The organism is Klebsiella sp. X13 (assembly GCF_003323835.1).
GTDB classification, from domain to species: Bacteria; Pseudomonadota; Gammaproteobacteria; order Enterobacterales; family Enterobacteriaceae; genus Klebsiella; species Klebsiella ornithinolytica.
Window position 1 is genome coordinate 872,594 of sequence record NZ_CP030874.1, and the last position, 14,489, is coordinate 887,082.

The window sequence follows — 14,489 nt, forward strand, 5'->3', positions numbered from 1 at the left end:
CTGAACTGTCAGGGAAATCCTCATTCACGGAAGACGCACAATCGCAAATGCACCCGTAGCCGGGGAGGGGAAATAACGCGGGGAGGCCAGAGGCGGACAATGCGCGGCGGTATTGCCGCCAGCAGCGTGAGCAGTAGCGCGACGGCAAACAGCGCGCCTTCAAACAGCACCGGCGGGGCGGCGAGCAGTGATTTCGCACTCAGCTCGCAGGGAGTTACCGGCGCTTCGGCCGTATCCTCACCCTGCTGGATCGATTGCGTCACGGCGGTAGCATTCATGACCAGCGCGTGCAGCCCGGCCATACGCTGCGCGGTGCATACCAGCACCACCAGACAGGCAAGGGCTACAAGAAGAATGGCTTTTCGCTGTCGCTTAATCATTTTCGCCTCTGTGATTCACGAGGCTTATCTTATCGGGCGAACGCGTTTTAGCAATGTTAAAGCTGTAAAGAAGTGTCTGTAAGACCGGCAAGCGCCCTCTCCTCTGGCGAGGCGAGGGCGCGACTGAGAGGGAATCAGAGATTTTCGCCGTTGCTGGCAATGACCTCTTTATACCAGTTGAAACTTTTCTTACGCGAGCGGGACATGTCGCCGGTGCCATCGTCATGTTTGTTCACGTAGATAAAGCCGTAGCGTTTGCTGTACTGGCCGGTGGTAAAGGAGACGCAGTCGATACAGCCCCACGGGGTATAGCCCATCAGTTCGACGCCATCGTAAGTCACCGCTTTGATCATCTCTTCCACATGCGCACGCAGGTAGTCGATACGGTAGTCGTCGTTGATGCTGCCGTCTTCTTCAACTTTGTCGTAGGCGCCGAAGCCGTTTTCAACGATAAACAGCGGTTTCTGATAGCGTTCGTACAGTTCGCACAGCGAGTAGCGCAGGCCCACCGGGTCAATCTGCCAGCCCCAGTCGGAGGCTTTGACATGCGGGTTCGGCACGCTGCCTTCGAAGCCGGAGATGGCATCGCCGCTGCCGCCTTCCGCTTTGACCGCGTTGGTCATGTAGTAGCTGAAACCGAGGTAATCGCAGGTGCCTTCACGCAGGATCTGTTCATCGCCCGCTTCCATCACGATGTTAAAACCGCGGCGCTCCCACTCGTTGAGAACATAGGTCGGGTAGTAGCCGCGCAGCTGCACGTCGGTAAAGACGTAGCGTTCACGCATCGACTCCTGGGCGAACATCACGTCTTCCGGCTTACAGGAGAACGGATAGAGCGCCACCATTGCCAGCATGCAACCAACCTGCATCTGCGGATTGATGCGTCGCGCCGCTTTCACCGCCAGCGCGCTGGCAACGAACTGGTGATGCAGCACCTGGTACATGGTCTCTTCCGGGTTTTCGTAGTCGGTATAGACCACGCCGGAACAGCAGTAGCCGAACAGCGGGGCGCGCCAGTTGCGCTGGTTATTGATCTCGTTGAAGGTCATCCAGTATTTTACTTTGTGCTTATAGCGCTCGAAGACCACTTCGGCGAAGCGCACAAAGAAATCGACCACTTTGCGGTTGGTCCAGCCACCGTACTGCTGCACCAGATGCAGCGGCATTTCGAAGTGGGAGAGGGTGATCACCGGCTCGATGTTGTACTTCAACAGCTCATCGAACATGTCGTCATAGAACTTCAGCCCCTCTTCGTTCGGCTGAGTTTCGTCGCCGAGCGGGAAGATGCGGGTCCAGGCGATGGAGGTGCGGAAACATTTGAAGCCCATCTCGGCGAACAGCTTGATGTCTTCTTTGTAGCGGCCGTGGAAATCAATGGCTTCGTGGTTCGGGTAATATTTACCCGGCTCTACCTGGTGGGTAATCTCGCGCGGTACGCCGTGGGCGCCGCCGGTCAGCACGTCGCAAATACTCGGGCCTTTGCCGTCTTTATTCCAGCCGCCTTCCACCTGGTGCGCCGCGACCGCACCGCCCCATAAAAAGTCTTTCGGTAAGGTGATTTTTTTCATCTTTGCTCGTCTCATCAAATAGCATCTGTTTACGAGTCTAACAAAGGGAATATAAATGTCACGATATAACAATTTCCCTCAGCTGGAATATGTTACATCGAAAAAACAGGGTGTTATTTTCAGGCGAGTTTACGTGCTAATTTACGCCCCAGGGACTCCAGAATATAAATAACCGGAATTTGGGTGGTAATATCATACACGCCGCCGATGCGCGTTTGCGGGACGTGCCAGGAGAGGTTGAAGTCTGCCAGCTTCGCCAGTCGGGAGTGTTCATGGCTGGTCACCGACATTACTTTGCAGTTGTGCAGGCTGAACTGGCTGGCGAAGCGGAGAATCTCTTCGGTCTCCCCGGAAACGGAAAGAACGATCGCCAGCGCGTTACGCGCCATGTCGTTGGTGACCGGGAAATAAGGATCGTCGATATGATTGCTGAATTTCCCGACGTTGGAGAAAAAGCGTGCGCCATATTTTGCCAACGCGCCGGAGGTACCGGCGCCGACAAATATAATACGTTCTGACGCGAGAATAATATCGACGGCACGATCGAGTAAATTATCAAATTCGTCATTGTTGACGCTTTTAAAAAAACTCATTATTTCACTGGCACCGATATTTGCCTGTTGTGGCTGGTTCTGCTCGAGATATAATTTAAAGCGGACGCGAAACTCCGAGTAGCCTTCGCACTGCAGTTTGCGACAAAAGCGCAGGACGGTGGTCGTGGAGACCCCGGCGGCTTCTGCCAGCTCGCGGATGGTCATATACATCACTTTGTCACGATTCTTAATGACGTAGTGGTAGACCATCATCTCAAGATTATTGAGACTGGCAATAGCGGCGTGGGAGAACATACTCACGGTAATAACTCACAATTCATAATGACCAGGATGGAATTATATCATGCAGCCGAATGACATAACCTTTTTTCAGCGCTTTCAGGACGACATCCTCGCCGGGCGCAAAACCATCACCATTCGTAATGCCGCCGAGTCGCATTTTAAAACCGGCGACGTGCTGCGCGTTGGCCGCTATGAAGATGACGGCTATTTTTGCACGATAAGCGTGGTGGCGACGTCCACGGTAACGCTCGATACGCTCACGGAACGTCACGCCGAACAGGAGAATATGACCCTCGCGCAGCTGCGTCAGGTCATTGCGGAGATCTATCCAGGCGAAGACCAGTTTTATGTTATTGAATTCAAAAGGCTTTGATAAAACAGCGAACGACTGTTAGTTGAAATTTTAATGTAACATTATGATTTTATAGTGTTTACAAATATTAATCTTTTTATTTTAGCTAACAGGTGTTCACTGGAATCATTCTCAGTTACCCTAGGTGAGCATTGAAAGCGTTCTTGTTTTCGGAGTCAAATATGGTTCGCAAACCATTAATCACACAGGGTTATTCTTTGGCAGAGGAAGTCGCCAACAGCATCAGTCACGGTATCGGGCTGGTATTTGGCATCGTTGGCCTCGTCCTCCTGCTGGTGCAGGCGGTCGACAGCAACGCCAGCGCAACGGCGATTACCAGCTATAGCCTGTACGGCGGCAGCATGATTATGCTGTTCCTCGCCTCTACCCTCTATCATGCTATTCCCCATCAGCGAGCCAAGCTGTGGCTGAAAAAATTCGATCACTGCGCCATCTATCTGCTGATAGCGGGAACCTATACGCCTTTTCTACTGGTAGGGCTCAATTCACCGCTTGCGCGCGGCCTGATGGTGGTCATCTGGAGCCTGGCGCTGCTGGGGATCTTGTTTAAGCTCACCATTGCGCACCGCTTTAAGGTCCTCTCACTGGTGACCTATCTGACGATGGGCTGGCTGTCGCTGATCGTGGTTTATCAGCTGGCGATCAAACTGGCGGCGGGGGGGGTAACGCTGCTGGCGGTCGGGGGCGTGGTGTATTCGCTGGGGGTTATCTTCTACGTCTGCAAGCGCATTCCTTATAACCATGCAATCTGGCACGGTTTTGTGCTGGGCGGCAGCGTATGTCACTTCCTGGCCATTTATTTGTACGTCGGTCAGGTATAAATAAGAGGCCGCATCGGCGGGGAATTTCCCGGCGATGCGGCGCTTGCCGAAACGACAGCACCGCACAGTCCGGGATGTTGCCGCCTGAAGAGCCTGGCAGCGTTAAGGCGATCTTCGCACTTTAACTCTCTTCCAGTGAATAGGGCAGCGGAACGATGCTTAATGTACCGGCATCATCGCGCACGCGGAAGACGCTGTCTGGTTCCATATCGTTATTCATCACGACCTGCACCAGCAGTTGACCATCATCCAGCAGCACAGCTGCCAGCACGGTGCCGGTCCGGCGCCAGTTCTCACCCATCTTCAGCTCAAGGTCTTCTCCGGCTTCCGGGACGCGGCTCGCTTTCCCGGCCAGATACCACAGGGCGCGTTTGTTCGCACCGCGGAATTTCGCCCGGGCGACCATTTCCTGACCGGTATAGCAGCCTTTCTTAAAGCTGATGCCGCCCAATGCCTGCAGGTTTGTCGCCTGCGGGATGAACTGCGCGCTGTTGGCGCTGTCTATGACCGGCAGGCCGGCTTCGATGTTGAGCGCCAGCCACTGCTGGCTGTTGTTCAACTGCGCATCGCTGCGCAACGCGTCGGTTACGCGGGTGGCGGTTGCCACATCGGTCACCAGCAGAAAGCGCTCCGCCGGATGTTCAAACCACAGCAGGCTGGTCACGCCGTCGGTGACGAGCGGTTTGTCGCTGCCCGGAAGTTCGCTGAACAGCGGCGCCAGCGCGGCGCGGGCCTGGAAACCGGCAACGCCCAGCAGGACGTGTTCATCATCGGCGGCAATGGTCACTTTAGAGAACACCGCATATTTCTTCAGTTCAGCGAGCTGGGAATCGCGCAGGCTGCGGCGTTCAATCCAGGTAAAACCACCGTCGCGGCGGAAAACCCGCAGGTTGCTCCACATCTTGCCCTTGGCATCGCAGTGCGCGGCAAGCAGATGCCGATCGTCGGTTAATGCGCTGACATCGGCGGTAATCTGCCCCTGCAGATACTTCTCGCCATCCTGACCGGTAATCGTTGCCAGCGCCCAGTCATCCAGCGTCATCAGCGTTAACGGCAGACGAGAGGAAGAAGAAGGCTGACGCGGAGGAAAAGGTGTAAAAGCCATAGTCATGTCCTGAATAGCTTAACGCAGAGTGAATAGCTAATGGTAAAAGAGCTATGGTGCAATGCAAGTGCTTTTGGCAGGCCATTTGTGCCCTGAAAGCACAAACGGGGAAACAAAGGAGAAAGATAAAGCCATATTTTAAATGTGGTTTTTGTGGAATGGCGTTCTCTGTTCTCGATATTGCTGTAAAGTAAGTGCAAAAAACGGGTTAAACTAACCTATCAACAACGTCTTGTCAGGCAGCGCTTCGGCGACCTGAAGGGCGCGTAAGACTCTCTTTATGCTGGAAGGACAACATGGACATTACGAATAAAGCCCGCATCCACTGGGCATGCCGCAGGGGTATGCGTGAACTTGATATCTCCATCATGCCGTTTTTCGAGTATGAGTACGATACGCTCAGCGATGAAGACAAACAGCTGTTTATCCGTCTGTTAGAAAACGACGATCCGGATCTGTTTAACTGGCTGATGAATCATGGCGAACCGGCTGATGCGCAACTGCAACGGATGGTAAAATTAATCCAGACTCGGAATCGGGAACGTGGTCCTGTGGCAATCTGATTTACGCATCTCCTGGCGCTCACAGTGGTTCTCGCTGCTGCTGCACGGCATTGTGGCGGCTATTGTGCTGCTGATGCCCTGGCCGCTGAGCTACACGCCGCTATGGCTATTGCTGCTGTCGCTGGTGGTGTTCGACAGCGTGCGCAGCCAGCGGCGGATCCACGCCTGCCGGGGGGAAATAAAGCTGATGACCGATTCGCGTTTGCGTTGGCAAAAAGCGGAATGGGAGATTGTCGGCACGCCGTGGGTGATTAATAGCGGGATGTTGCTGCGTCTGCAGGATATGCAAACGCGTCGCCGCCAGCATCTGTGGATCGCTGCAGACAGTATGGACGCCAAAGAGTGGCGAGATCTGCGCCGGTTGGTGTTACAAAAACCGGCACAGGAGTAAAAGCCTGTCAGGCGAACTGCTCAGCCATTTCGCCGAGGATTTGCTCGCACCAGTTCTGGATGCGATCGTCGCTCAGGTCATACTGATTCGTCTCATCGAGCGCCAGGCCAACAAACAGCTGGCCATCGGCGATAATCGGTTTCTGGCTGGTGAATTCGTAACCTTCCGTCGGCCAGTAACCGATAAACTTAACGCCTTTGGCGCTCAGTTTGTCGTGCAGCATTCCCAGTGCGTCAAGGAACCATTCGCCGTAACCCAACTGGTCACCCATGCCATACAGCGCCACAATTTTATCCTGCAGATCCAGTGCGTCCAGCTGTTGCCAGACGGCTTCCCAGTCTTCCTGAATTTCGCCGAAATCCCACGTCGGGATACCGAGAATCAACACGTCATACTGTGTCATCAGGGAAGGGGAATCATCTTTCAGATTATGCAGCGTCACTAATTCCGGGCCGATGATATCGCGGATCTTCTCCGCTGCCATCTCGGTGTAGCAGGTACTGGAGCCGTAAAAAAGACCTATGTTCATGGCGTAAACATCTCAATTCATGCGGTGATTTTGCGGCTAGTTTATCAGAAAGCCGTCGTCAGCCGCATACTTAAGCTGTTCCGCCAGCCGGCCGGGAAAAAACAGCGCCGCCGTTTTTGCCAGCCGGGCCACTTATTTGGGTATACTGAAGCCGTTTTAACGAGCAAAGAGGGCGATGTGAAAGAGGATCTCGCACGAATCGAACAGTTTCTTGATGCCTTGTGGCTGGAGCGCAATCTGGCGGAAAATACGCTGAGCGCCTACCGTCGGGATCTGACGATGGTAGTGGAATGGCTGCATCATCGCGAGTTATCGCTGGTTAGCGCCAGCGGCGAGGATCTTCAGGCGCTGCTGGCCGAGAGACAAACGGGCGGCTATAAAGCCACCAGTACCGCGCGGCTGTTGAGCGCCGTGCGCCGTTTCTTCCAGCACCTCTATCGGGAGAAAATTCGTCCGGATGACCCCAGCGCGCTGCTGGCGTCACCGAAACTGCCGCAGCGGCTGCCGAAAGATCTGAGTGAGGCTCAGGTCGAACGTCTGCTGCAGGCGCCGCTGGTCGAGCAGCCTCTGGAACTCCGCGATAAAGCGATGCTTGAGGTGCTGTACGCGACCGGCCTGCGCGTGTCGGAACTGGTGGGCCTGACGATGAGCGACATCAGCCTGCGTCAGGGCGTCCTGCGGGTGGTGGGTAAAGGGAACAAAGAACGGCTGGTCCCGCTTGGCGAAGAGGCGGTGCTGTGGGTTGAGAACTACCTGGAGTACGGGCGCCCCTGGCTGCTGAACGGCGTGGCATCTGATGTGCTTTTTCCAAGTCAGCGCGCGCAGCAAATGACGCGCCAGACCTTCTGGCATCGGATTAAGCACTATGCCGTGCTGGCCGGAATAGATAGCGCGAAGCTCTCCCCGCACGTTTTACGCCATGCGTTTGCCACGCATTTACTTAACCATGGCGCAGATTTACGCGTGGTACAGATGCTGTTGGGACACAGCGATCTCTCAACGACGCAGATCTACACCCATGTCGCGACCGAGCGTCTGAGACAACTTCATCAACAGCACCACCCGCGGGCGTGAGTGCTGAATAAAAGGACTGAGTATGAAAAAAGGTTTATTGATGTTTACGCTGCTGGCGGCGACGCTGTCCGGTGCGGCCCATGCGGATAACGCGGCTATCAAACAGTCGCTGGCTAAACTGGGCGTACAGAATACGGATATTCAGCCATCGCCGGTTGCCGGAATGAGCACCGTACTGACCGACAGCGGCGTGCTGTATGTGACCGATGACGGTAAACACGTCATCCAGGGGCCGATGTATGATGTCGGCGGCGCACAGCCGGTAAACGTCACCAACGCGCTGCTGGTGGGCAAGCTGAATGCGCTGGAAAAAGAGATGATTATCTATAAAGCGCCGCAGGAAAAACACGTTATCACCGTTTTCACCGACATCACCTGCGGCTACTGCCACAAGCTGCACGAAGAGATGAGCGACTATAACGCGCTGGGAATTACCGTTCGCTACCTGGCCTTCCCGCGCCAGGGTCTGCAAAGCCAGACCGAGCAGGATATGAAAGCCATCTGGTGCGCCAAAGATCGTAACAAAGCGCTGGATGACGCGATGAGCGGTAAAGGTATTCAGCCGGCGAGCTGCCAGGTCGATATCAGCAAACACTACACGCTTGGCGTGCAGTTCGGCGTTAACGGCACGCCGGCGATGGTGCTGAGCAACGGCTACGTGCTTCCGGGTTATCAGGGGCCGAAAGAGCTGAAAGCCTTCCTTGATGAGCATCAAAAACAGACAAGCGGTAAATAATTCGCGTGAAACAACAGATACAACTACGCCGCCGTGAGGTGGTTGAAGGGGCTGAGCTCCCCGCCGACCTGCCGCCGCTGCTGCAGCGGCTGTACGCCAGCCGCGGCGTCCTGCATGCCCAGGAGCTCGAACGCAGCGTCAAAGGCATGCTGCCGTGGACGCAGCTGAACGGCATCGAAAAAGCCGTTGAGATGCTCTACGACGCATTCAGGCAAGAGCGGCATATCGTCGTGGTCGGTGATTTTGACGCCGATGGCGCCACCAGTACCGCGCTGAGCGTGCTGGCGCTGCGCGCGCTGGGCTACAGCAATGTCTCCTATCTGGTGCCAAATCGTTTTGAAGATGGCTACGGGTTAAGCCCCGAAGTAGTCGATCAGGCCCACGCCCGCGGGGCGCAGATGATTATGACCGTGGATAACGGCATCTCTTCCCATGCCGGCGTCGATCGTGCCCACGCATTGGGGATCCCGGTGGTCGTGACCGATCACCATCTACCGGGTGAGACGCTGCCGGCAGCGGAAGCCATTGTGAACCCCAATCTGCGCGACTGCGATTTCCCCTCGAAATCGCTGGCCGGCGTCGGGGTAGCGTTCTATTTGATGCTGGCGCTGCGCACGTTCCTGCGCGATAAAAACTGGTTTGAAGAACGGGGCATCACGCCGCCGAATCTTGCCGAACTGCTGGATCTGGTCGCGCTCGGGACGGTGGCTGACGTTGTGCCGCTGGATGCCAATAACCGCATTCTCACCTGGCAAGGGCTGAGCCGTATCCGTGCCGGTAAGTGCCGTCCGGGGATCAAAGCGCTGCTGGAGATTGCCAACCGCGATCCGCAAAAGCTGGCCGCCAGCGACCTGGGGTTTGCCCTGGGACCGCGGCTGAATGCGGCAGGCCGGCTGGATGATATGTCGGTCGGCGTGGCGCTGCTGTTGTGTGATAACGTCGGCGAAGCGCGGATGCTGGCTAATGAACTGGATGCGCTGAACCAGACGCGCAAAGAGATTGAGCAAGGGATGCAGGCGGAGGCGCTCACGCTGTGCCAGCAGCTGGAACGCAGCGGCGACACGCTGCCCGGGGGGCTGGCGATGTATCATCCGCAGTGGCACCAGGGCGTGGTGGGGATTCTGGCGTCACGGATTAAAGAGCGTTTCCATCGCCCGGTTATCGCCTTCGCCCCAACCGGCGACGGGCTGTTAAAAGGCTCCGGGCGCTCTATCCAGGGGTTGCACATGCGCGATGCGCTTGAGCGCCTTGATACGCTGCATCCGGGGCTGATTCTCAAGTTCGGCGGCCATGCGATGGCGGCGGGGCTGTCGCTGGAAGAGGCGCGTTTTGAGGAGTTTCAGCTGCGTTTCGGCGAACTGGTCACCGAGTGGCTGGATCCGGCGCTGTTGCAGGGAGAAGTGATCTCTGACGGCCCGCTGGAAACGGCTGAGATGAGCATGGAAGTTGCGCATCTGCTTCGTGAGGCGGGACCCTGGGGACAGATGTTCCCGGAGCCGCTGTTTGACGGTCGTTTCCGCCTGTTACAGCAGCGCCTGGTGGGCGAGCGACATCTTAAAGTGATGGTCGAACCGGTTGGCGGCGGCCCGCTGCTGGACGGGATTGCCTTCAACGTTGATACTTCGATTTGGCCGGATAACGGCGTACGCGAAGTCACTCTGGCCTATAAGCTCGATATTAATGAGTTCCGAGGCAACCGCAGCCTGCAGCTTATCATTGACCATCTCTGGCCGGTCTGACGAAAAAGCCGTCAACAAACAGGCTGACGGAAAGCCGAAGTATATATAAAAGAGAGCGGGGATCCGGTACAATTCCGCTCTTATCACCGCATTTTGTCGAATCCATTAAAAGAAAATCGATCATGTTTGAAATAAATCCGGTAAAAAACCGCATTCAGGACCTCACGGAGCGCTCTGACGTTCTTAGGGGGTATCTTTGACTACGATGCTAAGAAAGAGCGTCTGGAAGAAGTAAACGCCGAGCTGGAACAGCCGGACGTGTGGAACGAACCTGAGCGCGCACAGGCGTTGGGTAAAGAGCGTTCTTCACTGGAAGCCATCGTCGAGACGTTGGATCAAATGTCCCAGGGGCTGGAAGATGTTTCCGGACTACTGGAGCTGGCTGTCGAAGCCGAAGACGAAGAGACCTTCAACGAAGCCGTTGCCGAACTTGACGTGCTGGAAGAGAAACTGGCGCAGCTTGAGTTCCGCCGCATGTTCTCCGGCGAGTATGACAGCGCCGATTGCTATCTCGATATTCAGGCCGGTTCCGGCGGTACGGAAGCCCAGGACTGGGCCAGCATGCTGACACGTATGTATCTGCGCTGGGCCGAAGCGCGCGGCTTCAAGACCGAGATTATTGAAGAGTCAGAAGGTGAAGTGGCGGGCATTAAGTCCGTGACCATCAAGATTATCGGCGATTACGCCTACGGCTGGCTGCGTACCGAAACCGGCGTCCACCGCCTGGTGCGCAAGAGCCCGTTCGATTCCGGCGGCCGTCGCCACACCTCCTTCAGCTCCGCATTTGTCTATCCGGAAGTGGATGACGATATTGATATCGAAATCAACCCGGCGGACCTGCGCATTGACGTTTACCGCGCCTCCGGTGCGGGTGGTCAGCACGTTAACCGTACGGAATCCGCGGTGCGTATCACCCACATTCCGACCGGCTTAGTGACGCAGTGCCAGAACGACCGTTCACAGCACAAGAACAAAGACCAGGCCATGAAGCAGATGAAAGCCAAGCTTTATGAGCTGGAAATGCAGAAGAAAAATGCCGAGAAGCAGGCGATGGAAGATACCAAATCCGACATCGGCTGGGGCAGCCAGATCCGTTCTTACGTGCTGGATGACTCCCGCATTAAAGATCTGCGCACCGGGGTGGAAACCCGCAATACTCAGGCCGTGCTTGACGGCAGCCTGGATCAATTTATCGAAGCAAGTTTGAAAGCAGGGTTATGAGGAACCAACATGTCTGAACAACAAGCACAGGGCGCTGACGCGGCAATTGACCTTAATAATGAACTGAAAGCCCGTCGTGAAAAGCTGGCTCAGCTTCGTGAGCAGGGTATCCCGTTCCCGAACGATTTCCGTCGTGACCATACCTCTGACCAACTGCACGCTGACTTCGATGCGAAAGAAAACGAAGAGCTGGAAGCACTGAACGTTGAAGTCTCCGTTGCTGGTCGTATGATGACCCGCCGTATTATGGGTAAAGCCTCTTTCGTCACTCTGCAGGATGTCGGCGGCCGCATTCAGCTGTACGTCGCGCGTGACGATCTGCCGGAAGGCGTCTACAACGAGCAGTTCAAAAAATGGGACCTCGGCGATATCATCGCGGCGCGCGGTAAGCTGTTTAAAACCAAAACCGGCGAGCTGTCTATCCACTGCACCGAACTGCGTCTGCTGACCAAAGCCCTGCGCCCGCTGCCGGACAAATTCCACGGCCTGCAGGATCAGGAAGCGCGCTACCGTCAGCGCTACCTGGATCTGATCTCCAACGACGAATCCCGCAAGACCTTTAAGGTTCGCTCCCAGATTCTGGCCGGTATCCGCCAGTTCATGGTCGGTCGCGGCTTTATGGAAGTCGAAACCCCGATGATGCAGGTGATCCCTGGCGGCGCGTCTGCCCGTCCGTTCATCACCCATCACAACGCGCTGGATATGGACATGTACCTGCGTATCGCGCCGGAACTGTATCTGAAGCGTCTGGTTGTGGGCGGCTTCGAACGCGTATTCGAAATCAACCGTAACTTCCGTAACGAAGGCATCTCCGTGCGTCATAACCCAGAGTTCACCATGATGGAACTCTATATGGCGTACGCGGACTATAAAGATCTGATCGAGCTGACCGAATCCCTGTTCCGTACCCTGGCGCAGGATATTCTGGGCAACACCGCGGTTCCTTATGGCGATCAGACCTTCGACTTCGGTAAGCCGTTTGAAAAACTGACCATGCGTGAAGCTATCAAGAAATATCGTCCGGAAACCGAGATGGCGGATCTGGATAACTTCGATTCCGCAAAAGCGATTGCAGAGTCTATCGGCATTCACGTTGAGAAGAGCTGGGGTCTGGGCCGTATCGTGACGGAGATCTTTGAAGAAGTGGCGGAAGCGCACCTGATTCAGCCGACCTTTATCACCGAATACCCGGCGGAAGTCTCTCCGCTGGCGCGTCGTAATGACCAGAACCCGGAAATTACCGACCGCTTTGAGTTCTTTATCGGCGGCCGTGAAATCGGTAACGGCTTCAGCGAGCTCAACGACGCGGAAGATCAGGCGCAGCGCTTCCAGGACCAGGTGAATGCGAAAGCCGCTGGTGACGATGAAGCCATGTTCTACGATGAAGACTACGTGACCGCGCTGGAACACGGCCTGCCGCCGACCGCCGGTCTGGGTATCGGTATTGACCGTATGGTGATGCTGTTTACCAACAGCCATACCATCCGCGACGTCATCCTGTTCCCGGCAATGCGCCCGGTTAAATAAGAGCGACCGTCAAAAACATAACCCCGGCTACAGGCCGGGGTTTTTTGTTTGTGCCCCGCTGCGCGAGTCGCGGGAGGATGCGGACAGGCGGCGAAAAACCGCTATCCGGCAAGACCGTTAATAGCGCAGCTGCGCGACATAGTTTCTCAACGCCTGCCGGGCATTATCGTCAGCCGCTTCGAGCACCATCCACGGACTGTAGGCCCACGGGGTGAGCGCCAGCGCTTGCAGTAAATCTTCCAGCTCACACCACTGATAGTCCATGACCTCGTCGCTATTAGCCAGCACCGGACTGATAATGCGTGCGGCGTAAACCGGGCAGACTTCGTTTTCGACAATTCCGTTTGGGGCCACCGCCCGGTAACGAAACGCCGGATGAACGGAGGCGATGTTGGCAATGTTAACGCCCAGTTCAAAACGGCTGCGCCGCGTCACGGCCTGTTCAAACGTCTCTCCGCTCTGGGGATGTCCGCAGACGGAGTTGGTCCAGACCCCGGGCCAGGCTTTTTTACCCAGTGAACGACGCGTCACCAGCAGCTGGCCGTGGTCATTAAACAACCAGCAGGAAAAGGCGAGGTGCAAAGGGGTATTAAGGGTATGGGCGGCATATTTTTCCAGCCTGCCAACAGGCTTATCTTGCTCATCGAGCAAAATGACATGTTCCCCGGTCATGACAACTCCTGATAATAAAAATGACCCGGCATACGCTCGCCTGGTCACACACTCGGCACTAGGGTAGCCGATAACCGCTCGAAAGGCATTACCAAAACAGGCTTCGGGCGCTGCAGACGGGGAAACACGAATCCGACAACGCAAGCGTATCGATTGGGGATCTGCCTGCGGGCTGGTATGATAGTTGTCCGTTGTGACGAGATGAGAGCTGTGCTGAGTGCAGGACGCCTGATGAGAAAACGCTTTTTTATCATGATGATGTTGGTCAGCAGCCTGGTGATTGCAGGATGTTCCAGTTCATCTGATTCCGGTTCCGTCTACACCGTGAAACGCGGCGATACGTTGTACCGTATTTCCCGGACAACCGGTACCAGCATTAAAGATCTGGCCCGACTGAATAATATCTCCCCACCGTATACTATTGAGGTTGGACAGCGTCTGAAGCTGAATCCGGCCTCGGGCGCCACAAAGGGCGGTTCATCCGGGAAGAGCAGCGCCGGTAAGCGCACCGCGGCCAGCAAGCCGCCGGCCACGCTGCCGCCGGTCTCCTGGCCACCGGTGGGGCAACGCTGCTGGCGCTGGCCGACCAACGGTAAAGTTATCCTGCCTTATTCATCAAATGATGGTGGTAATAAGGGGATTGATATTGCCGGCACGCGCGGCCAGCCGGTCTATGCGGCAGGGGCGGGTAAAGTGGTGTACGTCGGTAATCAGCTCCGCGGTTACGGTAATCTGATCATGATTAAACATGGTGAGGATTACATCAGCGCCTATGCCCATAATGACAAAATGATGGTCAATAACGGTCAGAACGTGAAGATTGGTCAGCAGATAGCCACGATGGGAAGTAGCGACGCCGATTCCGTGCGCCTGCATTTCCAGATTCGCTACCGGGCGACGGCTATCGATCCACAGCGCTATTTACCGCCGCAGGGCAGTAAGCCAAAGTGCTAA

16 protein-coding genes are annotated in these 14,489 nt (G+C 55.8%); 10 read left to right on the forward strand and 6 right to left on the reverse strand.

Going from position 1 to position 14,489, the window contains the following annotated elements:
* Positions 1 to 20: 20 nt before the first annotated feature.
* The 3 genes from DSD31_RS04310 to DSD31_RS04320 form a co-directional block, all read right to left on the reverse strand.
* The gene (locus DSD31_RS04310; protein WP_004867377.1) at positions 21 to 380 is read right to left on the reverse strand and encodes a hypothetical protein; all 360 of its coding nucleotides are present in this window, start codon (positions 378 to 380) and stop codon (positions 21 to 23) included.
* A 134-nt stretch (positions 381 to 514) separates the two neighbouring features.
* Entirely contained in the window at positions 515 to 1,948 is a 1,434-nt protein-coding gene (locus tag DSD31_RS04315) for a 6-phospho-beta-glucosidase (RefSeq protein ID WP_004867372.1), read from the reverse strand.
* Between the two features lie 119 nt (positions 1,949 to 2,067).
* Entirely contained in the window at positions 2,068 to 2,796 is a 729-nt protein-coding gene (locus tag DSD31_RS04320; RefSeq protein WP_004867368.1) for a MurR/RpiR family transcriptional regulator, read from the reverse strand.
* A gap of 49 nt (positions 2,797 to 2,845) precedes the next feature.
* Between DSD31_RS04320 and yqfB the strand changes: the two genes are divergently transcribed.
* A complete protein-coding gene (gene yqfB, locus DSD31_RS04325; RefSeq protein ID WP_004867365.1) occupies positions 2,846 to 3,157 on the forward strand; it encodes a N(4)-acetylcytidine aminohydrolase in 312 nt (103 codons plus the stop codon).
* A 161-nt stretch (positions 3,158 to 3,318) separates the two neighbouring features.
* Complete coding sequence (gene trhA / locus DSD31_RS04330; RefSeq protein WP_004867362.1) at positions 3,319 to 3,978, forward strand: PAQR family membrane homeostasis protein TrhA; 660 nt, start codon at positions 3,319 to 3,321, stop codon at positions 3,976 to 3,978.
* Positions 3,979 to 4,099: 121 nt separating this feature from the next.
* Here trhA and ygfZ read toward each other — a convergent pair whose 3' ends face one another.
* Positions 4,100 to 5,083 carry a tRNA-modifying protein YgfZ gene (gene ygfZ / locus DSD31_RS04335; RefSeq protein ID WP_004867359.1) on the reverse strand — a complete coding sequence of 328 codons (984 nt, stop codon included), beginning with the start codon at positions 5,081 to 5,083 and terminating at the stop codon, positions 4,100 to 4,102.
* Between the two features lie 296 nt (positions 5,084 to 5,379).
* Between ygfZ and sdhE the strand changes: the two genes are divergently transcribed.
* Both sdhE and DSD31_RS04345 read left to right on the forward strand, forming a co-directional pair.
* On the forward strand, positions 5,380 to 5,646 hold the full coding sequence (gene sdhE, locus DSD31_RS04340; RefSeq protein WP_004867358.1) for an FAD assembly factor SdhE: 267 nt from the start codon (positions 5,380 to 5,382) through the stop codon (positions 5,644 to 5,646).
* Entirely contained in the window at positions 5,627 to 6,037 is a 411-nt protein-coding gene (locus DSD31_RS04345) for a protein YgfX (RefSeq protein ID WP_004867355.1), read from the forward strand. Before sdhE ends, DSD31_RS04345 begins: the two co-directional genes overlap by 20 nt.
* 7 nt (positions 6,038 to 6,044) lie before the next feature.
* Here the strand turns inward: DSD31_RS04345 and fldB are convergent, their stop codons facing one another.
* Positions 6,045 to 6,566: a flavodoxin FldB gene (gene fldB, locus DSD31_RS04350; RefSeq protein WP_004867353.1), complete on the reverse strand. Its 522-nt coding sequence runs from the start codon at positions 6,564 to 6,566 to the stop codon at positions 6,045 to 6,047.
* 177 nt (positions 6,567 to 6,743) lie between these two features.
* On the opposite strand from fldB, the gene xerD reads away from it, so the two are divergent.
* The 5 genes from xerD to lysS all read left to right on the forward strand — a co-directional run bounded on the left by xerD (position 6,744) and on the right by lysS (position 12,863).
* Positions 6,744 to 7,640 (forward strand): site-specific tyrosine recombinase XerD, encoded by an 897-nt coding sequence (gene xerD, locus DSD31_RS04355; RefSeq protein WP_015585784.1) that lies wholly within the window; start codon positions 6,744 to 6,746, stop codon positions 7,638 to 7,640.
* A gap of 22 nt (positions 7,641 to 7,662) precedes the next feature.
* Positions 7,663 to 8,376: a bifunctional protein-disulfide isomerase/oxidoreductase DsbC gene (gene dsbC / locus DSD31_RS04360; protein ID WP_004867349.1), complete on the forward strand. Its 714-nt coding sequence runs from the start codon at positions 7,663 to 7,665 to the stop codon at positions 8,374 to 8,376.
* Positions 8,377 to 8,381: 5 nt separating this feature from the next.
* On the forward strand, positions 8,382 to 10,115 hold the full coding sequence (recJ, locus tag DSD31_RS04365) for a single-stranded-DNA-specific exonuclease RecJ (protein ID WP_015585785.1): 1,734 nt from the start codon (positions 8,382 to 8,384) through the stop codon (positions 10,113 to 10,115).
* Between the two features lie 122 nt (positions 10,116 to 10,237).
* Positions 10,238 to 11,336, forward strand: a protein-coding gene (prfB, locus tag DSD31_RS04370) for a peptide chain release factor 2 (protein ID WP_099001586.1) whose coding sequence is annotated in 2 segments (ribosomal slippage) — positions 10,238 to 10,312 and positions 10,314 to 11,336 — 1,098 coding nt in all. Because the reading frame shifts where the segments join, the coding sequence is not laid out codon by codon here.
* 9 nt (positions 11,337 to 11,345) lie between these two features.
* A complete protein-coding gene (gene lysS / locus DSD31_RS04375) occupies positions 11,346 to 12,863 on the forward strand; it encodes a lysine--tRNA ligase (protein ID WP_004867343.1) in 1,518 nt (505 codons plus the stop codon).
* Between the two features lie 117 nt (positions 12,864 to 12,980).
* On the opposite strand, the gene idi is transcribed toward lysS, so the two are convergent.
* Positions 12,981 to 13,535, reverse strand: coding sequence for an isopentenyl-diphosphate Delta-isomerase (gene idi, locus DSD31_RS04380; protein ID WP_015585787.1), 555 nt, complete (start codon positions 13,533 to 13,535; stop codon positions 12,981 to 12,983).
* A 231-nt stretch (positions 13,536 to 13,766) separates the two neighbouring features.
* On the opposite strand from idi, the gene actS reads away from it, so the two are divergent.
* Positions 13,767 to 14,489: an amidase activator ActS gene (actS, locus tag DSD31_RS04385; RefSeq protein ID WP_015585788.1), complete on the forward strand. Its 723-nt coding sequence runs from the start codon at positions 13,767 to 13,769 to the stop codon at positions 14,487 to 14,489.